A 14,804-nucleotide genomic window follows, 5' to 3' on the forward strand; every position below is an offset into this window, starting at 1 on the left:
CCGCCTGGGCTGGGCAAGTGCATGAACATCATCACAGTCGGCGGCGCTTCCCGGTGGGAGTGAGCCCTGATATTGGAGGACGCGGTATCACGACCGGATCGGCAATCAAGTGTGCGTTGCATCGTAGGCCGCTGGAGGTGTTCTGTTGTCCGTGGTGTCGCGAACCCGGCGAGCCCCGCTACGAAACACGCATGAACCCGTCGCCCATATGAATAAGGAGGCGCTCTTCGCCGGCGTCCCTGCCAGTGAAGGTTTCGTAGCGGGGCTGGACGGCCTCGCGGCGAATAACGTGGTGACTATGGAAAGAGCCCTCAGTGCCGGGCCGCCTCATTCATAGGGGTTGCGCTTTCTCTGGCTTTTTCTTTCAGGCACCGCCGCTAGTGGCTGTGCGGATGCCAGGTGGCGGGACGGGGCCTTCGCCGCCAGGGATGGCGGCGAAGAGCTACAGGGATGTATTCACGCGCACCCCGTCCCGCCACCTGGCATTCGCACAGGGACGGTGAGCCCGAGGTCACCCTGTACGATCCGCAAGCCAGACACAATTGCCAATCCAGTCGCAACCAGGCTAGACCCGCCATGGACAGGCTCCGGCACATCATGCCATTGCCCCGAGCGCCCGGCCTTTCCCGGCAAGACTGAACAGACACGGGACACTCCGGTCGAAACCGGTGCAGACTCTTGCAAAACCATCCTGGAGATCACCTGATGTATCGCCTCGCCACCCTGCTCGCCCTCGCCCTCGCCCTTCCATCCGTGCATGCCGCCTCCCTCAAGGAGCAGAAGCTGGACGAGCTGCTCGCCAAGGTCGCGCGCGAAAGCAGCGTCGGTACGCCACGCGCCATCAATGCCGATATCCTCGACCAGGGCTACAGCGTGGACAACCACGAACTGGTCAACCACCTCAGCGTACAACCCGACCATGCCGCGCAAATGCGCAGCAACCCGGACGATGTGCGCAAACAGCTCGCCGCCAGCGTCTGCAACAATGGCGGCCTGCGCGAACTGCTGGCACAGGGCGCGGTGTTGCGCTTCGAGTTCAGCGAATACAAGAGCAACAAGCCCATCGCCAATGAGCGCTACAACGCCCGGGATTGCGGGCTATAAGCGGCAAGCGGCAAGCGGCAAGCGGCAAGCGGCAAGCGTGAAGGTACCCTGAAACCCCGGCAAACGCTTTCTTGCCACTTGTAGCTTGCAGCTTGCCGCTGCTCTTATCGGAGTACCGCCGGGTCGCCCTTGCCGGCCACGGCGGCCGCTTCCTCCGGCGTCAGCAGCGCGGTGCGTGGCACATTGCGCAGGCGCGCGCAGGCTGCCAGTACATTGGCCCAGCAGGCCCGGTTGACGAACTGCATGGCGATTTCGTCGAGGGTGCCGCCACGATTTCGGTAACCCAGCACCGACGACTTGCGCGCATCCGGCAGCAGGGTCCACAGATGCCCCCGCGCCACTTCCGGACGCATATGGGTCAGCAGGATGCGGGTTTCCATGCGCTCGGGGAACAAGCGTGCCACCAGCGCATTGCCGGCCAGCACCGCATCCTCCCAGCGATCGCGTGGGGCGCGGAAGCGCCCCGGCTCCTGCAGGTAGACCAGCCGGTAGGCGCACTGCGCTTCCTCGAGGCGCTGCGCCGCCCGCAGCATCTCGCTCAACTGGTAGCTGCCGTTGGCGATCAATAGCACCGGCTCTTCGCCGTCATACTCCCTGACCAGAATCGCGCCATCACGCGCCAGATGCTCTGCCTGTTCACGGCTGAAGAACGCCGGGCGTTCGCGCTTGGGCACCACCATGCAGGCCAGCTCGCCGCGGGCACTGTAGATCGATGGCAGCAACGCCAGGGCGCTGTTGTGATCCGCCGGGAACAGCACCCGCACGGTATCGCTCATTTCCCCCAGCAGGGCCTCGCAGAAGGTGGTGTCCTGATGCGATTGCTGGTTCTTGCCATTTTCCCAGGTATGGGAAGTGGCGATCAGCGGCCAGCCGAGCCAGCCGGCGGGGCGCCCCACCTCTTTCTGCTGGCGGGAGAAGATGATGCTCTGGCGCACCGCGCCGAGCATCTTCACGCAGAAGGCCTCGTAGCTGGCGACCAGGTTGAGGCCGCCCTGGTTGGCCAGGCAGGCCGACACCACCGCCTCTTCGTTCAGCGCCGTGATGATGCGGCCATCCACCGCCTCCAGTTCGCTCTCCGGATCGGTGACCCGGTGCTTGAGCGCCTTGAGTACACCGCCCAGGCGGTTGCTGGCCAGTTCGTCGGGATTACCCACACGGGCACGCAGATCGGGGTTGGCCTGGGTCAGGTCGACGAAAAAGCGATCCACTGCGGCCATCGGCGAACAGACGTCATCCCGGTAGTGCAATTCGGGGATATCGGGCGTGCGTGGACGGCGCAGCGCCATCGCGTTGTCACGCTCCAGCGAGCGGCCCCGGCGGCTGCCTTCGATCAGTTCGCGGGCCTCGGCCAGCAGCTTCTGTGGCACGAACAGCCGCGCGGCATGTTCATTGAACAGGGCGCGGGCAGCGCCATCCACCTGCGGATTGCCCGGCAACGGCAGGTTGTGCGCGGCATTGCTGCCGGCGCCGTAGAAGCCGAAACCCTTGACCGTCTCGGCGATGCCATAGGGAATCGGCAACGGGTAATTCAGGATGCCACGCTGGCGCTCCTCGACCCGCCGCGCCAACCGGTGCTCCATCTCCCAGAGCGTGCAGATGAATGCCGCCGGGTCGCGCCCATCGAAGGAGATAGGGTCGAAGCCGCACTGCGACAGATGCTGGCGGAACCCCTCCAGTCCTTCCAGAGTGCCCAGTTGGGTGCGCTGCTCGATACGCCGGCCATTGGCGATCATCACCGGCAATGCCGCGCCGCAATCCTCGGCGCGCCACCAGCGCGGAATCCAGTCACTGCCCCGCTGCTCCTCGGCGGCACCATCCGAGAGGAACGCCACCAGCGTTTCGCCGGGCAATGGAATATGCGCGTACTGCAGTTCCGCGAACCCCAGGTAGCCGCCCTCGGCGATGCCCCCGGCGGTATGGGCGTTGACATGGCTGCCCAGTGGGTCGCGCGGGCTGCCATCGTTGGCCTGCCGGTAGCCATAGAAATCGCTCAGCAGGCGGTTCAGCCCCTGCTCGCCGCCGCTGTAGGCCTCGGCCTGCTCCGGGTGCAAGTTGCCCAGCAACACGTTGAGCGCGTCGATCGCCGCCACGCAATGCCCCTGCCCCATCAGCCAGCCGCGGGTCCGCCCGGTCAGGGCGTTCAGGCCCAGGTAGCCGGCGTAGGCGGGCACCATGTTCAGCGCGCCGCCGGTATGCCCCTCGGGGCTGTCCTTGAAGTCATCGGCGTCGAGGGGCGCGCCATCCAGTTTCAGGCGTCGCGCATAGGTCATGTGCACCACCAGCCAGAGCCCGGCGCTGGCGAGGTGGTCGATCGCCCGCAGGTAGCGGTAGACCGAGCCGACATCCGGCTGCAGCCCCGCTTGCACCAGTTGGTGCGCCAGCCGGTAGGCCGCCGCCTGGGTTTGCGCCGCATGCTCGAACGGGCCATAGCCGGCACGCCAGGTGGCGAACTCCACCTGCGCCTGGGCATGTTGGTCCAGCTCGGCAAGACTGGGCAGTAGCTGACTCATGGTTCACTCCATTGGCTGGTTGCGTGCTGAGGCTACCGACCTCCGGTCGCGGCAATGCGGCTTGCGACGAAAGGTCTACAGCCTCTAGTCTAGGTAGCGCGTACCGTTCCATCGCTGATATGCATCAAGACTCCGGCACGTGCGCGTAGCCACCATCGTAGTACAGACAGGAACGTATTATGGCTTTGCTCAGCTTCCTTGGCGCCATCCAGCAGGTAACAGGCTCTTGCTATCTCATTGAAACCCACGGAGGCGCCAAGGTGCTTCTGGAGTGCGGCATGCATCAGGGACGCCGCCAGGAGGAAGAAGGCAACCGGGCGCCCTTCGCCTTCGACCCCGGGACCCTCGACGCCGTGGTGCTGTCGCATGCCCATATCGATCACAGCGGCCTGCTGCCGAAACTGGTGGCGGCCGGCTACAAAGGCCCGGTGCACCTGACCGAGGCCACTGGCGAATTGCTGGAACTGATGCTGCTGGATGCCGCCAACCTCCAGGAGAAGGACGCCGAGTGGGAAAGCAAGTGGCGCGCCCGCCAGGGCAAGCCACCGGTGCAGCCACTCTATACCCGCGTCGATGCCGAGCGCATGCTCGGCCAGCGTACGCCGCACGCCTACGAGGAAACCTTCGAAGCCGCTCCCGGCGTGCAGGTGACCTTCTTCGATGCCGGCCATATCCTCGGCTCGGCCATCGTGCAATTGGACATCGAGGACTTCGGCCAGACGCGCCGCGTGGTGTTCTCCGGCGACCTCGGCAACGCCAACGCGCCATTGATGAAAGGCCCGACCGCCCTGCGCCAGGCCGATGTGCTGCTGATGGAATCCACCTACGGCGACCGTGACCACCGCGACCACCAGGCCACCATCGAGGAGCTCGCGGATATCCTGCAACAGGCCCACCGCGACGGCGGCAACGTGCTGATGCCCTCCTTCGCCGTGGGCCGCGCCCAGGACCTGATCTTCTACCTCGGCCTGCTCTACCAGCAGGGGCGCCTGCCGCAACAGGCGGTGTTCCTCGACAGCCCGATGGCGATAGGCGCCAACAAGGTCTATGCGCGCTTCCAGGATCAACTGGACCAGAGCCATGCGCAGGCGATCGAGGGCTTCGACAAGGGCCGGCGGCGCATCGAGAAGTGGTTGCCGATCCTCAAGAGCACGCAGACGGCGGAAGAGTCGATGACCATCAATCGCTTCAAGAGCGGCGCGGTCATCATCGCCGGCAGCGGCATGTGCAACGGCGGACGCATTCTGCATCATTTCAAGCACAACCTGTGGCGCAAGGAATGCCACCTGGTGATTCCAGGCTTCCAGTCCAGGGGCACCCTCGGGCGTAGCATCGTCGACGGCGCGCAAACCGTGAAAGTGCTGCACCAGCGCATCGCGGTGAATGCCCAGGTGCATACCCTGGGCGGCTTCTCCGCCCATGCCGGGCAGTCGCAACTGCTCGACTGGGCCAGCCATTTCGAATCGCGCCCGGAGCTGTACCTGGTGCATGGCGAGCTGGAAAAGATGCAGATACTGCGACAGGCACTGCATGAACGGCTGGACTGGAAAGCCAATATCCCCGAGCCGGGAGATCGCATCGCGATCTGAAACCATGGCTTTCGACATGCCTGACGATTCATAGCTGACAGCAGCCGCAAGCTTGCAACGCAATCGCCGTAGGATGCGCCGTGCGCACCAGGGCGATGCCGCCTCGCTTGCCGGTGCGCACCGCGCACGCTACCGACCAGGGCACGCCTGAGCGCTACCGAGGCCAGGCACAGATGGAGACTTCACATGCCGTTCCAAGCGGATGACTACCTTTCCCGCCACGTCAAGACCAACGCCGTCGACTTTTCCAGCCGGCTCGATGAACTGATCGCACTGGCCGTCCCCGAAAGCAGCCCCAACCAGTCGCTGTACCGGGAAATGCTCAGCACGGTGATGCACATGGCCCAGGCCGACCGCAGCCGCTGGGACGCCAAGATCATGCTGCAGACCATGCGCGAGATGGAGCGCGCCTTCAGCCGCCTGGAACAGTTCAAGCGGCGGCGCAAGGTCACGGTATTCGGCTCGGCGCGCACCCCCCTCGAACACCCGCTGTACGCCATGGCCCGCGAGCTGGGCAAGACCCTGGCGCGCTATGACCTGATGGTGATAACCGGCGCCGGTGGCGGCATCATGGCCGCCGCCCACGAAGGCGCGGGCCTGGACAACAGCCTGGGGCTGAATATCACCCTGCCTTTCGAGCAGCAGCCCAACGCCACGGTGGGCGGCACCGACAACCTGCTGTCGTTCCACTTCTTCTTCGTGCGCAAGCTGTTCTTCATCAAGGAGGCGGACGCGCTGATACTCTGCCCCGGCGGCTTCGGCACCCTGGATGAGGCACTGGAAGTGCTGACCCTGATCCAGACCGGCAAGAGCCCGCTGGTGCCCATCGTACTGCTGGACGAGCCGGGTGGCAGCTACTGGCAGGATGCCCTGAAGTTCATGCAGCACCAGTTGGTGGAGAACCGCTATATCCTGCCCACCGACATGCGCCTGATACGCCTGGCGAACAATGTCGAGGATGCCACGCTGGAAATTGCCGACTTCTACCGGAACTTCCACTCCAGCCGCTGGATCGAGCGCAATTTCGTGATCCGCATGAACCACCAGTTGGCTCCGCGGGCACTCGAACAACTGAATGAACATTTCGCCGACCTGTGCCTGCACGATGGTTTCGAACAACGCACCTGCGAGGCCGCCGAAATGGACGAGCCGGAACTCGAATGCATGCCGCGCCTGAGCTTCGCCTTCAATGGCCGCGATCACGGTCGCCTGCGCGAATTGACGGACTATATAAACCAGCCACAGAACTGGGCCTGAACGCCATGCCCCGCAACACCTTCATCCACCGCCCAGGTGCGCGCAGCGCACCCTACCGGGGCCGCACACCAGGGGCTCGCCGTCGCTCGTCGCGCCAGCCTGATGCCTGAAGCCATCACATGCCCGATCGTTCCAACATCCTTGCCGGCGTCCTCTGCGGCGCCGCCGCCGGCGCCCTCTGGGGCCTGATTTTCCTGGCCCCGGAACTCGTCCGGGAATTCAGCCCGCTGCATCTCGCGATAGGCCGCTACCTGTTCTTCGGCCTGATCGCCCTCGTGCTGCTGGCCCCGAGGCTGCGCGCCGTACTGCCCGACGTGGGGCGCCGTGAGTGGCACATGCTGGCAGGGCTGGCGCTGGTCGGCAACCTGCTCTACTACGTCCTGATCGGTGCGGCGGTACAGCTGGGCGGCATCGCCATGACCTCACTGGTCATCGGCTTCCTGCCGGTCGCGGTGACCCTCATCGGCAGCCGCGAAGCCCATGCCGTCCCCCTGCGGCGCCTGGCACTGCCGCTGGCGCTCGGTATCGCCGGCGTGTCGTGCATCGGCTGGCAGGCACTGGCGCTACCGGCACCGGGCAGCGCCGGGCGGCAGGCGGGCGGGTTGTTGTGCGCATTGGGCGCACTGGCCTCATGGACCTGGTTCGCCGTCGCCAACAGCCGCAGCCTGGTCAGGCTACGGCACATAACGGCCCACGACTGGAACCTGCTGACAGGCATCGTGACCGGCGCCCTGACCCTGGCGCTGGTGCCGTTCGCGGTGCTGTTCACCAGTTCGGCGCACGCCCCGCTCGACTGGTTGCGGCTCATCGGCGTGTCGGCGGGCCTGGCCTTCTTCGCCTCGATCGTCGGCAATGCCCTGTGGAATCGCATGAGCCGCCTGCTGCCGCTGACCCTGACCGGGCAGATGATCCTGTTCGAGACCCTGTTCGCCCTGCTCTACGGCTTCACCTGGGAGCAACGGCCGCCCACGGCGCTGGAGGCGACCGCCTTCCTGCTGGTCGCCCTGAGCGTCATCGCCTGCGTGGCGATACACCGGCGGCCCGCCGCCAAAACCGCCATGGAAACCGCGTAGGGTATGCGCACCGGCAGGCGATACAGGCATCCCACGGTCGCCATAGAATAGAAAGAGCCCGGGCACTGATGTACGCCGGGCTCTTCGTGTTTGCACGCGTGGTGAGGATCAGTCGACCCAGACCCGTGCATTGCGGAACATGCGCAGCCAGCCGCCATCCTCTTCCCAGCCATCCGGACGCCAGGAGTTGGTGACCGCCCGGAACACCCGCTCCGGGTGCGGCATCATGATGGTGACGCGACCGTCGCGGCTGGTCAGGCCAGTGATGCCACGCGGTGAACCGTTGGGGTTGGCCGGGTAGCGCTCGGTGACCTTGCCGTGGTTGTCCACGTAGCGCAGCGCCACGCTGCCGGACAGGTCGGCCTGCAACAAGGCTTCCGCGCTGCCGAACTCGGCATGCCCCTCGCCGTGGGCGATGGCGATCGGCAGGCGTGAACCGGCCATGCCCTGCAGGAAGATCGAAGCCGAATCCTGCACCTGCACCATCGCCACCCGTGCCTCGAACTGCTCGGAGCGGTTGCGCACGAAGTGCGGCCAGTTTTCCGTGCCGGGGATCAGCTCGTGCAGGTTGGACAGCATCTGGCAACCGTTGCACACGCCCAGGGCAAAGCTGTCGCCACGCTCGAAGAAGGCCATGAAGGCCTCCCGCGCACGGGCATTGAACAGGATCGACTTGGCCCAACCTTCGCCGGCACCCAGTACGTCGCCATAGGAGAAGCCGCCACAGGCGACCAGACCCTTGAACTGCTCCAGGCTGACGCGCCCGGCGAGGATATCGCTCATGTGCACGTCTATTGCGCTGAAGCCGGCCCGGTCGAAGGCTGCCGCCATTTCCACCTGGCCGTTGACGCCCTGCTCGCGCAGGACCGCCACGCGCGGGCGCTCGCCACGCTTGATATAGGGCGCGGCGATGTCCTCGTTGATATCGAAGGTGAGCCTGGCATGCAGGCCGGGGTTGTCTTCTTCCAGCAGGCCATCGAACTCCTGCTCGGCGCACTCGGCGTTGTCGCGCAGGCGCTGGATGCGGTAGCTGGTCTCGGCCCACTGGCGCTGCAACAGGCTGCGCTCGCCGCTGAACACCAGCTCGCCCTGGTAGCGGATGGCGACTTCGGCGCTGTTGAGCGGCTGGCCGATGACCGACACGCAGTCGCCCAGGCCGGCCGCGCTGAACTGGCCGAGGATCACTTCGGTATCGTCCTGGCGCACCTGGATCACCGCGCCCAGTTCTTCGTTGAACAGCAGTGCGGCAATGTCCTGCGGCGTATCGACCAGGCAGTCGAGGCCCAGCTCGAGGCCGCAATGCCCGGCGAAGGCCATTTCCAGCGCGGTGGCCAGCAGGCCGCCGTCGGAACGGTCGTGGTAGGCCAGCAGCAGGCCATCGGCATTCAGTCCCTGGATCACCGCGAAGAACGCCTGCAGGTCCTCGGCATCGTCCACGTCGGGCGCCTGGCGGCCGATGCCGCCGTAGACCTGGGCCAGGATCGAGCCACCCATGCGGTTCTGGCCACGCCCCAGGTCGATCAGGATCAGGTCGGTCTCGCCCTTGTCCATACGCAACTGCGGCGTCAGGGTCTGGCGGATGTCGCTCACCGGCGCGAAGCCGGACACCACCAGCGACAGCGGCGAGGTCACGCTTTTCTCGCCCTCGCCTTCGTTCCAGCGGGTCTTCATCGACATCGAGTCCTTGCCCACCGGGATGGTGATGCCCAGCGCCGGGCACAGCTCCATGCCGACCGCGCGCACAGTGTCGTACAGGCGCGCATCCTCGCCGGGGTGGCCGGCGGCGGCCATCCAGTTGGCGGACAGCTTGATATCGGAAATCCTCTCGATACGTGCGGCAGCCAGGTTGGTCAGGGTCTCGCCGATGGCCATGCGCCCGGACGCCGGGGCGTCCAGCAGCGCCAGCGGCGTGCGCTCGCCCATCGCCATGGCCTCGCCGGTGTTCACGTCGAAGCTGGTGGCGGTCACCGCCACGTCGGCCACCGGCACCTGCCAGGGGCCGACCATCTGGTCGCGCGCCACATGGCCGGTGATGCTGCGGTCGCCGATGGTGATCAGGAAGCTCTTGCTACCCACCGCCGGGTGGTGCAGCACGCGCTCGACGGCTTCGCCCAGTTCGACGGCGGCGGCATCGAAGTCATCGCCCAGTGCCTCTTCGCGGCTGGCCGAGCGGTGCATGCGCGGCGCCTTGCCCAGCAGTACGTTGAGCGGCATGTCCACCGGCTTGTTGCCGAAGTGTTCGTCGCTGACGGTCAGGTGCGCCTCTGCGGTGGCCTCGCCGACCACCGCGAACGGGCAACGCTCGCGCTCGCAGATGGCGGCGAAGCGCTCCAGGTCGGCGGCGTCCACCGACAGCACGTAGCGCTCCTGGGACTCGTTGCACCAGATTTCCAGCGGTGCCATGCCCGGCTCGTCGTTGGGCACCTTGCGCAGCTCGAAGCGGCCGCCGCGGCCGGCATCGTTGACCAGCTCGGGGAAGGCGTTGGACAGTCCGCCCGCGCCCACGTCGTGGATGAACTTGATCGGGTTGCGCTCGCCCAGTTGCCAGCAGCGGTCGATGACTTCCTGGCAACGGCGCTCCATCTCCGGGTTGTCGCGCTGCACCGAGGCGAAATCCAGGTCGGCGGAGCTGGTGCCGGTGGCCATCGAGGACGCCGCGCCGCCGCCCAGACCGATCAGCATGGCCGGGCCGCCGAGCACGATCAGCTTGCCGCCGACGGAGATCTCGCCCTTCTGCACATGGTCTTCGCGGATGTTGCCGAGGCCGCCGGCGAGCATGATCGGCTTGTGGTAGCCGCGCACTTCCTCGCCACGCGGGGTGGCGATGGTCTGCTCGAAGGTGCGGAAGTAGCCGGTCAGCGCCGGGCGCCCGAACTCATTGTTGAACGCCGCGCCGCCCAGCGGGCCTTCGAGCATGATGTCCAGCGCGGTGACAATGCGCTCGGGCTTGCCGTAGGGCACTTCCCAGGGCTGCTGGAAACCGGGGATGTTCAGGTTGGACACGGTGAAGCCGGTCAGCCCCGCCTTGGGCTTGGAGCCGCGACCGGTCGCGCCCTCGTCGCGGATCTCGCCGCCGGAGCCGGTGGAGGCGCCGGGGAAAGGGGCGATGGCGGTCGGGTGGTTGTGGGTTTCCACCTTCATCAGGATATGCACCGGCTGCGGCTTGGCCACGTACTCGCGGCTCTCGCCATCGGGGTAGAAACGCCCGGCCGGATGGCCGACGATCACCGCGGCGTTGTCCTTGTAGGCCGACAGCACGCCTTCGCGGTGCAGTTCGTAGGTGTTCTTGATCATGCCGAACAGCGACTTGCCCTGGCTCTCGCCGTCGATGTCCCAACTGGCATTGAAGATCTTGTGGCGGCAGTGCTCGGAGTTGGCCTGGGCGAACATCATCAGTTCGATGTCGTGGGGGTTGCGCGCCAGCTCGGTGAAGCTCTTCACCAGGTAGTCGATCTCATCCTCGGCCAGCGCCAGCCCCAGCTCGACGTTGGCCTTCTCCAGCGCCACGCGCCCGCCACCCAGCACGTCGACGGCGGTCAGCGGCCTGGGCTGCGCATGGCTGAACAGTTGCTGCGCATCCTCGAAGCGCTCCAGCACCGCCTGCGTCATACGGTCATGCAACAGCGCCGCGACCGCCTGCCGCTCGGCCTCGTTCAGCTCGCCGTCGATGTAGTAGGCGATGCCCCGCTCGATGCGGCTGACCTTGCCCAGGCCGCAGTTGTGCACGATATCGCTGGCCTTGCTCGACCAGGGCGAGATGGTGCCGAAACGCGGCACCACCAGCAACAGGCGACCCGCCGGCTCCTGCACCGGCACCTTCGGGCCGTACTTCAGCAGCCGGGACAATACCGCTTGTTCATCGGCCCCCAGCACGCCATCGACTTCGGCGAAGTGGGCGAACTCGGCATACAGGCCACGCACGGCCGCGACCTTCTCGGTCAACTGGGCCAGCAGCTTGCCATGACGGAAGGCGGAAAGAGCGGGGGTACCGCGCAGGATCAACATCGTCGGAACAGCCTCGGAGGGGGACGGTCGGGGGCGCGTATTCTAGCCCATAGCGCCGCCTCCCGCACCGGCAAAAGCGGCCCGGCCAGGGCAATCGCGAAGCCTCGGTTCCATATGGACGTCAGGGTCCGTTGACGTTTCGGCGCGACCGCGCCGGCGCACATCACGCCCGACGCCAAGGCCCTCGTCAGCCTTCACGCAACAGCGGGGGCACCAGGGTATTGCAGCGTTCAGGCCGGGCCGGGCACCAGCCATTTGCCGGCCGTACGCGCCAGATGCCGGGTCAACTGGCCCAGCAGCTCACCGCCGTTGCGCCAGTGATGCCAGTAGAGCGGAACGTCGATGCGCAACCCCGCCTGCAACTCCACCAGCCTGCCGCTGTCCAGCTCTTCGCGCACCTGCAGTTCAGGCACCATGCCCCAGCCCAGATCGCTCAGCAGCAGCTTCACGAAGCCTTCGGACGATGGGCACAGGTGGAAGTTGAACCCCTCGCCGATCCCCAGTGCCGCCAGGTAGCGATGCTGCAGGTAATCATCCGGGCCAAAGACGATGGCGGGCGCGCGCGCCAGCCCGTCCGCCTTCACACCATCGCCGAAATGCCGGGCGAGAAAGGCCGGGCTGGCCAGTGCCAGATAGCGCATCGAGCCGAGGAACGTGCTGCGGGCGCCCGCCAGTGGCCGCTCCGCGGCACACACACAGGCCGCCACATCCCCCGCCCGCATGCGTTTCAGGCCCACGGCCTGGTCCTCGACCACATGGTCCAGCAATATCTGGTGATCGGCACAGAACTGCGCCACCGCCTCGCCCCACCAGGTCGACAGGCTGTCGGCATTCAATGCGATGCGCAGGCGTTCCGGCTGGCGGTTCTCGTCCAGCTCGGGCACCTGGCCCTGCAAGTCTCGTTCGAGCAGGCGCACCTGCTGCACATGATTGAGCAGGCGCCGCCCGATCTCCGTGGCCTGCGGCGGCACCTCACGCAACAGCACCGGCTGCCCGACCCGGGCCTCCAGCAGTTTGATGCGCTGGGACACCGCCGATTGCGAAAGCCCCAGCACCTGGGCCGCCCGCTCGAAACCGCCCTGCTCGACCACAGTGACCAGGGCCGAGAGCAACTTATAGTCGAACATCAGTTTTCCTAATGATCCATCAGCAAAATTGCTTTTTCTTATATTGCAATAAACACCAGACTGCCAGCCTTCGACATGGCAGGACCATCATGGACAACATCTGGCAGAGCTACATCAACGGGTTACTGGTCACCATCGGGCTGATCATGGCGATCGGCGCACAGAACGCCTTCGTCCTGGCGCAGAGCCTGCGCCGCGAGCATCACATCCCGGTCGCCGCCCTCTGCGTGGTCTGCGATTTCCTGCTGATCGGCCTCGGCGTGTTCGGCCTGGCCAAGCTGCTGGCGGAAAGCCCGCTGCTGATGCAGATCGCCCGCTGGGGCGGCGCAGCGTTCCTCATCTGGTACGGCCTGCAGGCGCTGCTGCGCAGTGTTCGGCCGCAGGCGCTGCACAGCGGGCAGGCCAGCCGCAGGCCGCTGGGCAAGGTACTGCTCGCCACCCTGGCGGTCACCCTGCTCAACCCCCACGTCTACCTCGATACCGTGCTGCTGATCGGCTCGCTCGGCGCCCAACAGCCAGAACCCGGGGCCTACACCGCTGGCGCCGCCAGCGCCTCGCTGGGCTGGTTCGCCCTGCTCGCCCTGGGCGGCGCCTGGCTGGCACCCTGGCTGGCGCGACCGCTCACCTGGCGCCTGATCGACCTCGGGGTGGCGCTGATGATGTTCGCCATCGCCGCCCAGTTGATCGTCGGCAAGACAGCCATCACCTGAGTCCAGGGCCGGAGGGCGGCACCCTTGCGACTGGATTGGCAATAATGTGTCTGGCTGACTTCTGGATCGTAGAGCGTGATCTCGGGCTCATCGTCCCTGTGCGAATGCCTGGTGGCGGGGCGGGGCACGCGTGAATACATCCCTGTAGCTCTTCGCCGCCATCCCTGGCGGCGAAGGCCCCACCCCACCACCAGGCATCCGCACAGCCACCTTCAGCAGTGCCTGCGGGAAAGAGCGAAAAAGCGAAAGCCCTGCGGATGATTCAGTACTGCGCCGACCGCTCTTTCCATAGTCGCCTCGAGCCCGGCCAGCCCCGTTGCGAAACCTTCGTCGGCAGGGACGCCGACGAAGAGCGCCCCCCTTATTCATATGGGCGACGGGTTCATGCGTGTTGCGTAGCGGGGCTGGCCGGGTTCGCGAGGCTACGGGTGTATGGACACCGCCAGCGGCATGCGATGAAACGCACGCTTGTTTGCCAATCCGCTCGCAACGAGGCGGGGCACGATTACCCAGCGTCCACGGTCATAGCGGAACCGCCGCACAACGCCAGTCCAACCGATAGTTAACCACACGTCCGACGCGTGGTTTTGCCGCAGGCCGGGTGCTATGATCCCCGGGTCGCGGGCACTGATGCCCGCAACCGGCCAACCGTGATGGCCAGAGATTGAGCGAACCACGCAACCAAACGACGGGAAAGGCGAAACGACCCTGCCTGCAATGCCGCATCAGACGGCTCCAGGCGCACGCCCTACGATACCGTAGCGGACAGGCATCCGTTTCAGTCCGCCAGACACTCCCGCGCCAGTTGCATCAATCCGAAACACCTGATTTGAGGAGATACACCATGGCTTTCGAACTGCCGCCGCTGCCTTACGAGAAAAACGCCCTCGAGCCGCATATTTCCACCGAAACCATCGAGTACCACTACGGCAAGCACCACCAGACCTACGTCACCAACCTGAACAACCTGGTTCCCGGCACCGAGTACGAAGGCAAGGACCTGGAAACCATCGTCAAGACCTCCTCCGGTGGCATCTTCAACAACGCCGCCCAGGTCTGGAACCACACCTTCTTCTGGAACGGCCTGTCGCCCAATGGCGGCGGCCAGCCGAGCGGCGCCCTGGCCGATGCCATCGTTGCCTCCTTCGGTTCCATCGACAAATTCAAGGAAGAGTTCACCAAGACCGCCATCGGCACCTTCGGCTCCGGCTGGGCCTGGCTGGTGAAGAAGGCCGACGGCAGCCTGGCGCTGTCCAGCACCATCGGTGCCGGCAACCCGCTGACCGCGGGCGACACCCCGCTGCTGACCATCGATGTCTGGGAACACGCCTACTACATCGACTACCGCAACGCCCGTCCGAAGTTCGTCGAAGCATTCTGGAACCTGGTGAACTGGGACTTCGTCGCGAAGAACTTCGCCGCCTGATCC

At 65.8% G+C, this 14,804-nt stretch carries 9 protein-coding genes; 6 read left to right on the top strand and 3 right to left on the bottom strand.

The window, feature by feature from the left end; genetic code table 11:
• Positions 1-705: 705 nt before the first annotated feature.
• Positions 706-1,104: a PA3611 family quorum-sensing-regulated virulence factor gene (locus DNJ95_RS04705; protein WP_131183569.1), complete on the top strand. Its 399-nt coding sequence runs from the start codon at positions 706-708 to the stop codon at positions 1,102-1,104.
• Positions 1,105-1,208: 104 nt separating this feature from the next.
• On the opposite strand, the gene DNJ95_RS04710 is transcribed toward DNJ95_RS04705, so the two are convergent.
• On the bottom strand, positions 1,209-3,614 hold the full coding sequence (locus DNJ95_RS04710) for a phosphoketolase family protein (RefSeq protein ID WP_131183570.1): 2,406 nt from the start codon (positions 3,612-3,614) through the stop codon (positions 1,209-1,211).
• A 179-nt stretch (positions 3,615-3,793) separates the two neighbouring features.
• Here DNJ95_RS04710 and DNJ95_RS04715 point away from each other — a divergent pair, with 179 nt between their 5' ends.
• The 3 genes from DNJ95_RS04715 to DNJ95_RS04725 all read left to right on the top strand — a co-directional run bounded on the left by DNJ95_RS04715 (position 3,794) and on the right by DNJ95_RS04725 (position 7,533).
• Positions 3,794-5,203: an MBL fold metallo-hydrolase RNA specificity domain-containing protein gene (locus DNJ95_RS04715; RefSeq protein WP_131183571.1), complete on the top strand. Its 1,410-nt coding sequence runs from the start codon at positions 3,794-3,796 to the stop codon at positions 5,201-5,203.
• A 186-nt stretch (positions 5,204-5,389) separates the two neighbouring features.
• Positions 5,390-6,460, top strand: a complete 1,071-nt coding sequence (locus tag DNJ95_RS04720; protein ID WP_131183572.1) for an LOG family protein — start codon at positions 5,390-5,392, stop codon at positions 6,458-6,460.
• A 119-nt stretch (positions 6,461-6,579) separates the two neighbouring features.
• On the top strand, positions 6,580-7,533 hold the full coding sequence (locus DNJ95_RS04725; RefSeq protein WP_131183573.1) for a DMT family transporter: 954 nt from the start codon (positions 6,580-6,582) through the stop codon (positions 7,531-7,533).
• A 108-nt stretch (positions 7,534-7,641) separates the two neighbouring features.
• Here DNJ95_RS04725 and purL read toward each other — a convergent pair whose 3' ends face one another.
• On the bottom strand, positions 7,642-11,538 hold the full coding sequence (gene purL / locus DNJ95_RS04730; protein WP_131183574.1) for a phosphoribosylformylglycinamidine synthase: 3,897 nt from the start codon (positions 11,536-11,538) through the stop codon (positions 7,642-7,644).
• Between the two features lie 230 nt (positions 11,539-11,768).
• Positions 11,769-12,665: a LysR family transcriptional regulator ArgP gene (locus tag DNJ95_RS04735; protein ID WP_131183575.1), complete on the bottom strand. Its 897-nt coding sequence runs from the start codon at positions 12,663-12,665 to the stop codon at positions 11,769-11,771.
• 89 nt (positions 12,666-12,754) lie between these two features.
• On the opposite strand from DNJ95_RS04735, the gene DNJ95_RS04740 reads away from it, so the two are divergent.
• Both DNJ95_RS04740 and DNJ95_RS04745 read left to right on the top strand, forming a co-directional pair.
• On the top strand, positions 12,755-13,375 hold the full coding sequence (locus DNJ95_RS04740; protein ID WP_131183576.1) for a LysE/ArgO family amino acid transporter: 621 nt from the start codon (positions 12,755-12,757) through the stop codon (positions 13,373-13,375).
• 844 nt (positions 13,376-14,219) lie between these two features.
• Positions 14,220-14,801, top strand: a complete 582-nt coding sequence (locus DNJ95_RS04745; RefSeq protein ID WP_131183577.1) for a superoxide dismutase — start codon at positions 14,220-14,222, stop codon at positions 14,799-14,801.
• Positions 14,802-14,804: the final 3 nt, after the last annotated feature.

Origin of the sequence: Stutzerimonas kirkiae (assembly GCF_004327335.1) — a bacterium.
Classification (GTDB): Bacteria; Pseudomonadota; Gammaproteobacteria; order Pseudomonadales; family Pseudomonadaceae; genus Stutzerimonas; species Stutzerimonas kirkiae.